Here is a 13,526-nt window from a genome sequence, read left to right as displayed (position 1 = left end):
GAAGTTCTTTCAGATAAATAGTGTGGTGGCGATAGCTAGAAGGATACACCTGTTCCCATGCCGAACACAGAAGTTAAGCTTCTAAACGCCGATAGTAGTTGAGGGATCGCCCTCTGCAAGGGTAGGACGTTGCCGCGCGTTATTCCGAATTAGCTCAGTTGGTAGAGCACCTGACTGTTAATCAGGTTGTCGTCAGTTCGAGTCTGACATTCGGAGTTATAACTGGTCTTGGAGAGTTGTCCGAGTTGGCCGAAGGAGCATCATTGGAAATGATGTAAACGGGTGAATGCCTGTTTCAAGGGTTCGAATCCCTTACTCTCCGTATACCTTATAGTTATGACCCGTTGGTCAAGTGGTTTAAGACACTGCCCTTTCACGGCAGTAACATGGGTTCGAATCCCGTACGGGTCATTTATATTTGGAGGATTAGCTCAGTTGGGAGAGCATCTGCCTTACAAGCAGGAGGTCACAGGTTCGAGCCCTGTATCCTCCATTCCAAATATATTGGACTGGTTCGTTGGTCTAGTTGGTTTAGGACGCCTGCCTGTCACGCAGGAGGTCACGAGTTCGAGTCTCGTACGAACCGTTGTTGTCATTGACAACATAATTGAATATTTATCTATAGCAAAACATAAATGGTATGGCTCGGTAGCTCAGTTGGTAGAGCAACGGATTGAAGCTCCGTGTGTCGGCAGTTCGATTCTGTCCCGCGCCATTTATGGAGGGGTAGCGAAGTCTGGCTAAACGCGGCGGACTGTAAATCCGCTCCTTCGGGTTCGGTGGTTCGAATCCACTCCCCTCCACCATAGGGATATAGTATAATGGTAGTACAACGGTCTCCAAAACCGTTGGTGCGGGTTCAACTCCTGCTATCCCTGTTAATGTTGCTATGGCGGTAGTGGTGAAGTGGTTAACACATCGGATTGTGGTTCCGACACGCGTGGGTTCGATTCCCACCTACCGCCCTTTTTAATTGGGCTATAGCCAAGTGGTAAGGCACTGGACTTTGACTCCATTATGCGCTGGTTCGAATCCAGCTAGCCCAGTTGAATTCGAACTAAAATGGCGGTATAGCCAAGTGGTAAGGCAGAGGTCTGCAAAACCTTTATCATCGGTTCAAATCCGATTACCGCCTTTGGCTTCATTTTAATATTATGCCGGAGTGGCGGAATTGGCAGACGCGCTGGACTCAAAATCCAGTGATCGCAAGATCGTGTGGGTTCGAACCCCACCTCCGGTACTAATTAAAAAAAGACTATCCGAGAGGGTAGTCTTTTTTGTATTTGTGATTACTTTAAAAAATATTAAAGTTATGATATTATTTTAAGAGTTATAAGCGTATTCCCGATAGGATTCACCTTGATAGTGAAGATGCCTTGTAACCAAATTAATAGGGGGAATCATTAAAATGCAAGAAAGACATTTATTTACATCAGAATCTGTTTCAGAAGGACATCCAGATAAAATTGCTGATCAAATCAGTGATGCTATTCTAGATGAAATGTTAAAACAAGATCCTGATTCCAGAGTTGCTTGTGAATGTTCAGTAACTACTGGTTTAGTATTAGTTTTTGGTGAAATTACTACCAAAGCATACGTTAACATTCAAAAAATTGTTAGAGAAACTATCAAAGAAATTGGTTACGACAATGACCAATATGGTTTCGATGGTAATACTTGTGCAGTATTAGTTGCCATTGATGAACAATCACCTGATATTGCTCAAGGTGTTGATGATTCTCTAGAAACTCGTGACAGTAGTGAAGATGCTCTAGATAAGATTGGGGCAGGTGACCAAGGTTTAATGTTTGGTTACGCTGTTGATGAAACACCTGAACTAATGCCACTTCCAATTTCTCTAAGTCACAAATTAATGAGAAAAATTGCTGACTTAAGAAAAGATGGTACAATTCCATATTTAAGACCTGATGCAAAGGCCGAAGTAACTGTTGAATACGATGACAACAACAAGCCAGTTGCTGTTGAAACTGTTGTTTTAAGTACTCAACATGATTCAGATGTTACTTTAGAACAAATTAGAAAAGATGTTATCGAACAAGTAATCAAGGCTGTTATTCCAGCTGAATTACTAAATGACAACACTAAATTCTTCATTAATCCTACTGGACGTTTCGTAATTGGTGGACCTCAAGGTGACGCTGGTTTAACTGGTAGAAAGATTATTGTTGATACTTACGGTGGAGCTGCTCACCACGGTGGTGGTGCATTCTCTGGTAAGGATGCTACTAAAGTTGATAGATCAGCAAGTTATGCTGCTAGATACATTGCTAAGAACATCGTTGCTGCTAAGTTAGCTACTCGTATTGAAGTACAAGTTGCTTATGCTATTGGTGTTGCAAAACCTGTTTCAATTTCTGTAAATACTTTTGGTACTGCTACTGTTTCAGAAAATGACCTAATTAAAGCAATTAGAGAAATTTTTGACTTGAGACCAGCTGGTATTATTAAGATGTTGGACCTAAAGCGTCCTATTTACAAGAAAACAGCCGCTTACGGCCACTTTGGTAGAACTGATGTTGATTTACCTTGGGAACACACTGACAAGGTTGAAGAACTACAAAATTTCTTTAAATAATATATCTTAAAAAGATAAAGACGATTTATTTGTAGAAAATTACTTATAAATCGTTTTTATTTTGATGGAGGAACAATGAGTATTAATACGCAAAAGAACAATGTTTTATTAGTTACCATATCATTGTTTATCGCTACATTTATGAGTGCTGTTGAGGGAACGATTGTATCAACTGCGATGCCCACAATTGTAGGGGATTTACATGGTGTTTCAATTATGAACTGGGTGTTCTCAGTTTACCTACTTACCAATGCGATATCGACACCAATCTATGGAAAATTATCAGATCAATTTGGTAGAAAGAAGATATTTATCTTTGGGATTGTTATCTTCTTAATCGGATCAATTTTCTCTGGAATGTCTAATTCAATGACAACATTGATAATTTGGCGAGCTATTCAAGGGGTCGGTGCTGGTGTAATTATGCCATTATCCTACACGATTGTTGCTGACATTTATTCAGATGAGAATAGGGGGAAAATCTTAGGATTAAATGGTGCTATTTGGGGAATTGCATCCATTATGGCGCCTTTAATCGGTGGATTTTTAGTTGATAGCCTTAGTTGGCACTGGGTTTTCTTTTTAAACTTACCACTAGGAATCATTGCTTTAATTATTTTTATCATGAGTTTTCATGAAAAACACATCGTGGTTAAACAATCAATTGATTATCTAGGAATGGTTTATCTATCACTGTTATTACTATCATTGATGTACATCATCCAATTGATTAGTGATTTAGAAAATAACTGGCAACCAATCTCATATTGTATTTTCTTCTCAATATTATTGTTAATCTTATTCGTAAGAAAAGAACATTGTGCTGAAAATCCAATCATTCCAATGAAGTTATTGAAAAACAGAACATTTGTTATTCAAAACATCATTGCCTTTCTAATCAGTGGTTTCTTGATGGGACTAGAAGTTTATCTTCCAGTTTGGACACAAGGGATTTTCGGTTATCCAGCAACACTTTCTGGACTAGCTATCACACCAACTTCAATCCTTTGGATCTTTGGTGCATTTGTATCAGGATGGTTATTATCGAGAATGAAGGCATTCTACGCAACAATGTTTGGTTTGTTCTTTATTTTAGTTGCTGCCATTTGGGTGGTATTACTTCCATTTACCGTTTCATTTGCTTGGTTCTTCGCAATCGCTGCAATTTGTGGAATTGGTTTTGGAATCACCATTACCAATGGAACAGTGATTTCACAAAATAGTGTTGAAAAATCAGACGTTGGTGTTGCAACATCATTCAATACATTATGTAGAATCTTTGGTCAAACATTGATTGTGGCTGTTTTAGGTATCGTGATGAATAGACAATTAACCATTGGAATTCTTCATACTGATGGTGCCAAAATGGATATGATTAATAAAATTGTTAACGTTAAAACTGCTCATTTAGTTCCAGCTAAGTTAATGGAACCATTAAGAAACGTGATTTACGATTCATTACACAAAGTATTTTGGGTATGTTTGTTTATCGTTATCTTTGCGGTAATTGTAAACTTATATGATCGTATTTTAGCTAAAAAGTAAAGAAAAAAATTCCAACTTTAATTAGTTGGAATTTTTTTGTATTGCCAATAGGATAGGTGGGCAATGAACCTGATTAATGAATTGATATTGCATGACTGAAAATGTTTTTTGGTCTAAACTTTGAGCATATTGAATTACGGCATCCTTTTCTTGTGGACCACCATCGTGTCCATAGTATAGAACTAAGACGACAATGCCATTTACTTCTAGTTTGTCCAGACATGCCTTAATTGCTGTCAGGGTAGTGTCCGGTTTTGTGATGATATCCTTATTGCTTCCCGGTAGATATCCAAGGTTAAAGATGGCGGCATTAATTGATCCATCGACTAGTTTTTCAATATTTTCATGACCGGTATTAAAAAGTGTGACGTTACTACTTAAATTTTTGTCATCTAATCTTTGTTTGGTGTAGTTAATTGCTTCAGTTTGCACATCGAAACCATAAACTTTACCATTTTCACCGACTAACTGTGACAGAAACTCAGTATCATTTCCTTTTCCAACGGTTGCATCAACGACAGTGTCGCCGTTTTGCACCAATTGAGATAAAAGGGTATGACTGTATCTAACTGATGGTTGAATTTTCATTATTTAATTACTCCTTGATTAATAACTATCAATAATTCTAACACATTTGATAATTGTCCTTGATTTTAATTCTGTAGACTGGTATATTTAAAATAATTAAATTACCGAATAGAAATTGTTGATACGAGGTAGTAAATTGGCGTTGCTTTTCAGAAACTAAATGGCTGCTGTGAATTTAGACCAATGCTAATTGAACTAGTCGTAGAGATCTTGACTGAATCTCAGTAGGTTAAGACGTTTTCCGCGTTAAGGACTTGAGATGTATCTGTACTTTATAGATAAACTTAGGTGGTACCGCGGAATTTTCGTCCTATAGGCTTTATAGCTTATAGGACTTTTTTATTCGATAACTGATTAAAGGAGGAATTTTTTATGGCTTATAATCACAAAGATGTTGAAAAGAAATGGCAAAAATATTGGGAAACCAATGAAACTTTTAAAACAACAAATGATGAAAACAAAGAAAATTACTATGCTCTAGATATGTTCCCATATCCTTCTGGTCAAGGACTTCACGTAGGACATCCTGAAGGATACACTGCGACTGATATCATGGCTAGATTTAAGAGAATGCAAGGAAAGAACGTATTACATCCAATTGGATTTGATGCATTCGGTTTACCTGCAGAACAATACGCATTGAAGACAGGTAACCATCCTGGTTCATTTACTCAAAAGAACATCGAACACTTTAGAGAACAAATTAAGTCATTAGGTTTCTCATACGACTGGGACAGAGAAGTTGATACTACTGATCCTAAGTACTACAAGTGGACTCAATGGATTTTCGAACAATTATACAAAAAAGGTTTAGCTTACGAAGACGAAATCGAAGTTAACTGGGCTCCAGACTTTATGGGTGGAACCGTTGTTGCTAACGAAGAAGTTATCGATGGTAAGACTGAACGTGGTGGATACCCAGTATACCGTGTCCCAATGAAACAATGGGTATTAAAGATTACCGCTTACGCTGATCGTTTAATCGATGACTTAGACGACTTAGACTGGCCAGAAAGCATTAAAGAAATGCAAAGAAACTGGATCGGTCGTTCAAAGGGTGCTAGCGTATTTTTTGGTGTTAAAGATCATGATGAAAAGATTGAAGTTTTCACAACTAGACCAGATACATTATTCGGTGCTGGATACATTGTGTTAGCACCTGATCATGATTTAGTAGACAAGATTGCTACTGACGACAAGAAAGAAGCAATTGAAGCTTACCGTAAGGAAGTTGCTACTAAGTCTGATTTAGAACGTACTGATTTAAACAAAGACAAGTCTGGTGTATTTACCGGAGCTTACGGAATTAACCCAGTTAATGGTGAACAAATTCCAATTTGGATTGGTGACTACGTTCTTTCATCATACGGAACTGGTGCAATTATGGCTGTTCCAGCACATGATGACCGTGATTATGAATTTGCCAAGAAATTTGACCTTCCTATCAAACCAGTTATCGAAGGTGGCGACATTGAAAAAGAAGCTTACACTGGTGACGGTGTTCACATTAACTCAGACTTCTTAGATGGTATGAACAAAAAAGATGCCATTGACGCTATCATAAAATGGTTGGAAGATAATAAATCAGGTCATGCAAAGACTAACTACCGTTTAAGAGACTGGATCTTCTCACGTCAAAGATACTGGGGTGAACCAATCCCAGTTATTCATTGGGAAGACGGTGAAACTGGTTTAGTACCAGAAGATGAACTTCCATTGGTATTACCAGAAACTGATAATATTGAACCATCAGGTACTGGTGAATCTCCATTAGCTAACATTGATGAATGGGTAAATGTTGTTGATGAAAATGGTCGTAAGGGTAAACGTGAAACTAACACCATGCCACAATGGGCTGGTAGTTCATGGTATTACTTAAGATACATTGATCCACACAATGATAAGATGATTGCTGACCCTGAATTATTAAAGAAATGGTTACCAGTTGACCTATACATTGGTGGTGCAGAACATGCCGTTCTTCACTTACTATATGCCCGTTTCTGGCACAAAGTTCTTTACGATTTAGGTGTTGTTCCTACCAAGGAACCATTCCACAAGTTAGTTAACCAAGGAATGATTTTAGGCACTAACCACGAAAAGATGTCTAAATCAAAGGGTAACGTTGTTAACCCTGACGATATCGTTGAAGAATACGGTGCAGATACATTGAGATTATACGAAATGTTCATGGGCCCATTAACTGAATCAAAACCATGGAGTACTGAAGGTATTAATGGTGCAAACAGATGGGTTAACCGTGTTTGGAGATTAATGATTGATGACGAAGACAGACTTCGTGATCGTATCACTACTGTAAATGACCATAAATTAGATAAGATTTACAACCAAACTGTTAAGAAGGTAACTGATGATTACGAAAACCTTCGTTTCAATGTTGCAATTTCGAGCATGATGGTATTTGTAAACGAATGCTACAAGCAAGATAGTTTATTCCTAGACTACATGGAAGGCTTCGTGAAGTTAGTTTCACCAATCATTCCACACATGGCTGAAGAACTATGGAGCAAGTTTGGTCATGACGACAGCATTACTTATGCTAAATGGCCAGAATATGATGAAAGCAAACTAGTTGATGATGAAGTACAAATCGTAGTTCAAGTTAACGGTAAGGTTAGAGCTCATATTAAGGTTGCCGCTGATGCATCTAAGGATGACACTCAAGAAGCAGCTATGAGTGATGATAAAATTAAGGCGGATATTGAAGGAAAGACAGTTAGAAAGGTAATTGTTGTTCCTGGTAAGATTGTAAATATCGTTGCTAACTAAAGAAAAAGAGTGATAATTTAACGATTATCACTCTTTTTTTGTGTCTAATAGTGGTATGATGTTGATTACGAGTAAAATATTGATTAAAATGAACAAGTTAGAGAAATTTGAAAGTGGGAATGCGATATGCATGAACAAGATAAAAATATGAAAGATAATTTAGCTCAGGATAAGATGATTGAGGGATCCGCATGGATGACTGCGGGAAGCATCTTATCAAGAATATTAGGAGCAGTATACATAATTCCTTGGAGTATGATGCTTGGAACTTTGTATCTACAGGCAAATGCTTTATACGTTCAAGGATATAACGTTTATAGTTTGATTTTAATTATTTCAATTGCCGGAATCCCATCCGCAATTGCCAAACAGGTTGCTCATTATAATGCCTTAAATGAGTATGGTGTCAGTGTCAGGTTATACAAGCGAGGATTGTTATTATCATTAATCACAGGTATTGTTTGTGCATTAATCTTATATATCGGAGCTCCTGCATTTGATAACGGTAATCCTGATTTGATTCCGGTTATGAGATCATTATCATGGGCCGTATTAATCATTCCAACCATGAGTTTAACCCGTGGTTACTTCCAAGGTTTCCAAGATATGGCACCTTCAGCTATCTCACAATTCGCTGAACAACTATTCCGTGTTATTTACATGTTGGTAGCTGTGTTCTTCATCATTAAGATGTTACACGGTAATTGGGTAACTGCCGTTTCTCAATCAACCTTTGCTGCCTTCATTGGTTCAGTTGCAGGATTGTTAGTTTTAGGTTGGTATTATTTAAAACGCCGTCGTTACTACCGTTCATTGGTTAAGAATAGTAATAATGAAATTCATGTAAATGCCAATAAGTTATACGTTGAAATTATCCAACAAGCCGTACCATTTGTTATTTTAGGTGCTGGAATTTCAATCTTCCAACTAATTGATCAATTTACATTCTTTAAGATTATGCATGTTGCGACAAACGCATCTGATCAAGTGCTTAACCAGTTATATGCAATTTTTGCTGGTAACGCTAACAAGCTAATTATGATTACCATCTCACTTGCTTCTGCAATGGCAATCACAGTTGTTCCTTTATTATCCGAAGCATATACAAAGGGTGATAAAAAGGAAATCAGCCACCAAATTTCAAGTGGTTTTGTATTATTCTCATTCGTAATGATTCCAGCAGCGTTAGGGATGACCGCTGTTGCTGGTCCTTTGAACCGTTTATTCTACGGAACTGGTAATGGTGCACTATCAGCTAACGTATTAGCGTTCTCATCCATTATTTCAATCTTCTTTGGATTGTTCACTGTAGTGACTGCAATGATGCAAGGAATTTCTCAAAATAAGGTTGCCGTAAGATACTTTATTTACGGAATCATTGCTAAGGTAGTATCACAATTCCCAATGGTATTCTTCTTCAAAGAATTTGGTCCTCTAATTTCTTCTGCAATTGGATTTATGGTTGTAAATGGATTGATTATTAATTCATTGGATCGTCAATTCAAGATTAGAAGTGATAAGATGCTAAACCAAATTAACTGGATTGTATTATTCTCACTTGTAACATATCTTGTTGCTTTAGCATCAGTATATGCTGGTAACATGATTGTTGGTTTATTGATGAATCCATTCACTCGTGTTGGTAGTTTCATCGTTGTTTCAATTTCAACTCTATTAGGTGGAGTGGTATACGTTTACCTTGCACTTAAGAGTAGAATCGCCGATACAGTTATTGGTGGTAAGGCAACATCAATCCGTAACAAATTGAACATTAAATAATAAATAAGACTGAAAGCATGGGTAATGAAGGTGAAAAATAAAGATATATTTACGCATCCATTAATCGCAATCCTTTTGGCAATAACCAGTGGTGGAATTGACGCCTATACCTTTATTGAACAGGGTGGGGTATTTGCTGGATTACAAACAGGAAACTCAATTTTATTTGGGATTAGTTTGGCCAATCATGATTTTGCTCAATCTTTGAAGTACATTTTCTCAATTATTTTCTTCGCACTAGGAATTGTGATTATCAAAGTAATGCAAAGAAAACTGGACTCCATCAATACACGAAAAGTGATAATTATGTTTTATGAAATTGTGGTTATTATGATTGTTGGTCTACTAGTCAAAGATACTTCATCGGTTTTAATCGTTGGACTTTTATCGTTAGTATCAGCTGCCCAGTTGCAAGAGTTCAAACTGCTAAAGGGCAATCCTTTTAATCCATTAATGATGACCGGAAACATTAGCAAAATTGCTAATAATGCATATTTGGCATTGGTTGATCATGATAAAAAGGCCAAATCACTATTGGTTGATACCATCATGGTAATAACAAGTTTCATTTTAGGAACTTTCATCATGGGAATTGTCGATCATTATTTAAATGCTTATTCAGTATTAGTATTAATTATTCCATTATCATTGGTAATAATTTTTAACTTTATAAATCGCAAATAAAAAAAGACGGAATCGATTATGATTCTGTCTTTTTTTCGTTTGCTTTCATGAATTCAGGGATGTGTTCAATGATTTGGGTGGGAAGAACGACATATTGGTTCTCAGCTAATTTATCTGCGATTGCGCTGTGAGCATATACTGCAGATAAAACTGCATTAGTTGTATCTGAGAATTGTGCCACGAACCCGGCAACCATACCGGCTAAGGTATCACCCATACCACCTGTTGCCTGAGCAGGGGTACCACCAGGATTAGTCCAGATATTATCATTATGATATACCTTGGTATGGTGTGATTTAACAACAACCGTAGCGTTTAATTGTTTGACCGCTTTTTGATTATTTTCATCGGTTTGGTTATCGATTTTAATACCGGATAATCTTTGCCATTCCATTTGGTGTGGCGTGAAAATAAGTTTTGCATCTGGAAGGCTAAGATTATGGTTGGCAATAAGTGTAATGGCTGAACCATCAATGATTAATTTTTGTGTTGGTTGAATGTTATTGAAAACAGTTTTTAAGATTGTCAGACTGTTTTCATCAGTTCCTAGTCCTGGTCCGATTAATACAACATCGAATCCATTAATCATTGATTTGATACTATCTAAATCGTTAAAGTCTACAAACATTGCTTCAGGAATGTGAGTGTGAAGACTAGAAAGATTGACTTGATCAGTAAAAGTAGTTGTTAATCCTGCACCAGAATATACACAGGATTTAGAAGCCATGATAATAGCACCGCCAAAGTTATTTGTTCCACCAATAATACCAACTCGTCCAAAGGTACCTTTATGGCTATTATTTGGACGTTTAATAATGGTGTTATTAACGATGTCAGTTGAAATTTCTGTCATATTAATTCCTCCTAACGCTTTATATTCAGTATATCACTAAAAATTTGGTACTTCATTGATGTGTTTTTATAAGATTATGCTAAAATATATGGAAAGGTAAAGGAGGATTTCAAAATGATTAATTGGGATAAATTAGCTCAAGACTACAAAGAAGATTACCTAAAGGATTTAGCTGACTTAATTTCTATTGATAGTGAAAGAAATGATAACGAGGCTACTGATGAATTTCCTTTAGGACCTGGTCCAGCTAAAGCATTAGTAAAGTACTTAGAAATTGGTAAACGCGACGGTTTCACTGTCAAAAACTTAGATAACCTAGTTGGTTACATAGAATACGGTAGTGGCAATAAGACATTTGCTATTTTAGCCCATGCTGATGTTATGCCAGCCGGTGAAGGATGGGACAGCAATCCATTTGAAATGATGATCAAAGACGGTAAAGTATTTGGTCGTGGTGCCTCCGACGATAAGGGACCTGGTTTGGCTGCATACTATGGTCTAAAGATGATGAAGGACCAAGGGATTGAACCTAACTGCAAGATTCGATTCATTATTGGTACTGATGAAGAAAGTAACTGGACTGGAATGAAGCATTACTTCAAGTTAGAACCAGAACCTGATTTTGGATTCTCTCCAGATGCTCAATTCCCAGTCATTAATGGTGAAAAGGGTAATACAACATTTGAAACTACTTTCGGTACTGACCAAGAAGATTCAGCTGATTACTACTTAGCTAACTTCGATGCCGGTTTAAGAGAAAACATGGTTCCAAGGGACGCTTTTGCTGATGTTAAGACTGTATTTAAGGATCAAATGGCAGAAGAATTCTCAACATTTATGCAAGATCGTAAACTAGACGGTGGTTCTGAAATCACTGAAGATGGAATCAAGTTACATTTAATTGGTAAGTCAGCACACGGAATGGAACCAAGAAACGGTGTTAATGGTGGAACATTCCTAGCTAACTTCTTACGTGGCTATGATTTCTCTGGTGATGCTAAAAACTTCATTAAGTTTGTCGCAGAATTCCTACATGGTGATTCTCGAGCAAACAGAATCGGTGCTAACTACACTGATGAAATCATGGGTGACTTAACAATGAACGTTGGTATCTTAAAGTTCAACCCAACTGATGGTGGTTTCGTTAACACTAACTTTAGATATCCTAAGGGTATTAGTGTTGAAACCATTGGTGAACACCTAAGCCAAGCTGCTAAGGTAATGGATGGTACTGTTAAGAATACAGACGACATGGTTCCTCACTATGTTGATCCAAAAGACCCAATCGTAAACAAACTAATCAATGTTTACCGTGAACGTACTGGTAAGACTGAAGCTCAACCACAAGTAGTTGGTGGTGGTACTTACGGTCGTATGATGAAGAGAGGGGTAGCATTCGGTGCTGAATTCCCTTGGACTGTAAACACAATGCACCAAGCTAACGAATACCAAGTTGTAGATGACTTGATGTTAGCAATGGCAATTTATGGTCAATCAATCTTTGAATTAGCTACATTAGAGGATAACTAAATACAAAAAATCCCAAATCAATATGATTTGGGATTTTTTTATTATCTGATTTTTTTAAGTTCTTCATCAATCATGTCTAAAACAATGTCGACGTTAGCATCTTCTGATAGGTCGTATTTTTGAAGGTCAATCTTCATTTTAGGACTCTTATCATATTCTTCATACCATTGTTTGTATGCTGACCACATGTGATAGTAATATTCTTTTAACTTAGGATCGTTATCGAATTGTTCGTAGTCACGGCCGCGCATTTTAATTCTGTGTAGAATGGTTTCAAAATCGGTTTCAGCGTATACCATTAGGTCTGGAGCTTTTTTAGGAAGTTGATCTAATTCGCCCATCATTTTGTCCAATAATTCTAGGTAAATTTTCAATTCCATGTCTGAAATGTTACCTTCAGCATTATTTTGCTTTGTGAAAAGGGCATCTTCGTAGATTGATCTATCTAAGATGTTATTATCATCTGATAGCGCTTTTTTAATCATTGAAAAACGTTTGTTTAAAAAGTAAATTTGTAATAAGAATCCATATTGTTCAGGATTGTTATAGTACAAAGGCAAAACAGGATTTTCACCAACTGGTTCATAGAAGGCCTTAGTGCCTAAATGTTTTGCTATTTTACCGGTCAAAGTTGTCTTACCAACACCAATCATCCCTGCTGTAATTATCACCATATTAACTCCTCATTTTTTGAAATAGTAATAATATTTTATCATATTTTAAAACCGAACTTAATATCAAAAAGAAAAACCCAGGTATAAAAATACCTGAGTTTGTTGTTATTTGTTATTTTTTTGTTCTGAAAGTAAATCACGGATTTCACCTAATAGGATGTCAGTCTTGGTATCCTTAGGAGTAGTATCGCGTTTTGAAACTTTGTTGTAAGTTCTTACAATCAAGAATACAACGAAGGCAACAATCAAGAAGTTAATAACATCGTTAATGAAACTACCGACTCTGAAGTGAGCTGAACCCACTGAGAAGACGATTGATGATAAGTTCATTTGACCCATGAAAATTCCAATTAAAGGATTAATCAAGTTGGAAGTAAATGACTTAACGATGGTTGTGAATGCTGAACCAATAATTACACCAACGGCTAAGTCTAAGACATTACCTTTAGAGATGAATGCTTTGAATTCTTTAAACAAATTGCAAACC

Annotated in this window: 10 protein-coding genes, 12 tRNA genes, 1 rRNA gene, 1 riboswitch and 1 other annotated feature; of the genes, 19 read left to right on the top strand and 4 right to left on the bottom strand. The window is 36.8% G+C overall.

All coding sequences use genetic code 11. The features are described 5' to 3' along the window. Positions 1-21: 21 nt before the first annotated feature. From rrf to KTJ72_RS01295, 15 genes are all read left to right on the top strand, one after another. Positions 22-138, top strand: a 5S ribosomal RNA gene (rrf, locus tag KTJ72_RS01365). Positions 139-143: 5 nt separating this feature from the next. After that, a tRNA-Asn gene (locus KTJ72_RS01360) sits at positions 144-216 on the top strand. A gap of 14 nt (positions 217-230) precedes the next feature. Then, a tRNA-Ser gene (locus KTJ72_RS01355) sits at positions 231-322 on the top strand. Positions 323-338: 16 nt separating this feature from the next. Continuing rightward, positions 339-411, top strand: a tRNA-Glu gene (locus KTJ72_RS01350). A gap of 9 nt (positions 412-420) precedes the next feature. Next, positions 421-493, top strand: a tRNA-Val gene (locus tag KTJ72_RS01345). An 18-nt stretch (positions 494-511) separates the two neighbouring features. Then, a tRNA-Asp gene (locus KTJ72_RS01340) sits at positions 512-586 on the top strand. Between the two features lie 56 nt (positions 587-642). Continuing rightward, positions 643-715: transfer RNA gene (locus KTJ72_RS01335), tRNA-Phe, on the top strand. Positions 716-720: 5 nt separating this feature from the next. After that, a tRNA-Tyr gene (locus tag KTJ72_RS01330) sits at positions 721-806 on the top strand. Position 807: 1 nt separating this feature from the next. After that, positions 808-878 (top strand) — tRNA-Trp (locus KTJ72_RS01325). Positions 879-892: 14 nt separating this feature from the next. Beyond that, positions 893-965: transfer RNA gene (locus KTJ72_RS01320), tRNA-His, on the top strand. A gap of 9 nt (positions 966-974) precedes the next feature. Continuing rightward, positions 975-1,046, top strand: a tRNA-Gln gene (locus tag KTJ72_RS01315). Between the two features lie 18 nt (positions 1,047-1,064). Then, a tRNA-Cys gene (locus KTJ72_RS01310) sits at positions 1,065-1,135 on the top strand. A 21-nt stretch (positions 1,136-1,156) separates the two neighbouring features. Continuing rightward, positions 1,157-1,240, top strand: a tRNA-Leu gene (locus KTJ72_RS01305). 85 nt (positions 1,241-1,325) lie between these two features. Continuing rightward, positions 1,326-1,411: riboswitch (SMK box riboswitch) on the top strand. Next, on the top strand, positions 1,409-2,596 hold the full coding sequence (gene metK / locus KTJ72_RS01300) for a methionine adenosyltransferase (protein ID WP_041152197.1): 1,188 nt from the start codon (positions 1,409-1,411) through the stop codon (positions 2,594-2,596). It overlaps the preceding riboswitch by 3 nt. A 75-nt stretch (positions 2,597-2,671) precedes the next feature. Beyond that, complete coding sequence (locus KTJ72_RS01295) at positions 2,672-4,141, top strand: MDR family MFS transporter (protein WP_057197715.1); 1,470 nt, start codon at positions 2,672-2,674, stop codon at positions 4,139-4,141. Between the two features lie 21 nt (positions 4,142-4,162). Here the strand turns inward: KTJ72_RS01295 and mnmM are convergent, their stop codons facing one another. After that, positions 4,163-4,729 carry a tRNA 5-(aminomethyl)-2-thiouridylate-methyltransferase MnmM gene (gene mnmM, locus KTJ72_RS01290; protein ID WP_034531257.1) on the bottom strand — a complete coding sequence of 189 codons (567 nt, stop codon included), beginning with the start codon at positions 4,727-4,729 and terminating at the stop codon, positions 4,163-4,165. 109 nt (positions 4,730-4,838) lie between these two features. Next, positions 4,839-5,045 (top strand) — a binding site (T-box leader). A gap of 56 nt (positions 5,046-5,101) precedes the next feature. Here mnmM and leuS point away from each other — a divergent pair. The 3 genes from leuS (at position 5,102) to KTJ72_RS01275 (ending at position 9,982) form a co-directional block, all read left to right on the top strand. Then, complete coding sequence (gene leuS, locus KTJ72_RS01285) at positions 5,102-7,519, top strand: leucine--tRNA ligase (RefSeq protein ID WP_057197718.1); 2,418 nt, start codon at positions 5,102-5,104, stop codon at positions 7,517-7,519. Positions 7,520-7,645: 126 nt separating this feature from the next. Further along, positions 7,646-9,298 (top strand): putative polysaccharide biosynthesis protein, encoded by a 1,653-nt coding sequence (locus KTJ72_RS01280; protein WP_041152200.1) that lies wholly within the window; start codon positions 7,646-7,648, stop codon positions 9,296-9,298. Between the two features lie 30 nt (positions 9,299-9,328). Further along, entirely contained in the window at positions 9,329-9,982 is a 654-nt protein-coding gene (locus KTJ72_RS01275; RefSeq protein ID WP_217303936.1) for a YoaK family protein, read from the top strand. A gap of 16 nt (positions 9,983-9,998) precedes the next feature. On the opposite strand, the gene KTJ72_RS01270 is transcribed toward KTJ72_RS01275, so the two are convergent. Continuing rightward, positions 9,999-10,835 carry an NAD(P)H-hydrate dehydratase gene (locus tag KTJ72_RS01270; protein ID WP_217303935.1) on the bottom strand — a complete coding sequence of 279 codons (837 nt, stop codon included), beginning with the start codon at positions 10,833-10,835 and terminating at the stop codon, positions 9,999-10,001. Between the two features lie 114 nt (positions 10,836-10,949). Here KTJ72_RS01270 and pepV point away from each other — a divergent pair, with 114 nt between their 5' ends. Then, a complete protein-coding gene (pepV, locus tag KTJ72_RS01265; RefSeq protein WP_217303934.1) occupies positions 10,950-12,365 on the top strand; it encodes a dipeptidase PepV in 1,416 nt (471 codons plus the stop codon). Between the two features lie 41 nt (positions 12,366-12,406). Here pepV and KTJ72_RS01260 read toward each other — a convergent pair whose 3' ends face one another. Together KTJ72_RS01260 and mscL are read right to left on the bottom strand one after the other, a co-directional pair. Continuing rightward, positions 12,407-13,039 carry a deoxynucleoside kinase gene (locus KTJ72_RS01260; protein WP_034531249.1) on the bottom strand — a complete coding sequence of 211 codons (633 nt, stop codon included), beginning with the start codon at positions 13,037-13,039 and terminating at the stop codon, positions 12,407-12,409. A 105-nt stretch (positions 13,040-13,144) separates the two neighbouring features. Further along, positions 13,145-13,516, bottom strand: a complete 372-nt coding sequence (mscL, locus tag KTJ72_RS01255; RefSeq protein ID WP_034531247.1) for a large-conductance mechanosensitive channel protein MscL — start codon at positions 13,514-13,516, stop codon at positions 13,145-13,147. Positions 13,517-13,526 lie beyond the last annotated feature (10 nt).

This window comes from Apilactobacillus waqarii (assembly GCF_019061205.1).
Taxonomy (GTDB): domain Bacteria; phylum Bacillota; class Bacilli; order Lactobacillales; family Lactobacillaceae; genus Apilactobacillus; species Apilactobacillus waqarii.
The sequence above is the reverse complement of the archived record's forward strand: the minus strand, read 5'-3'. Positions and strand labels throughout refer to the sequence as shown.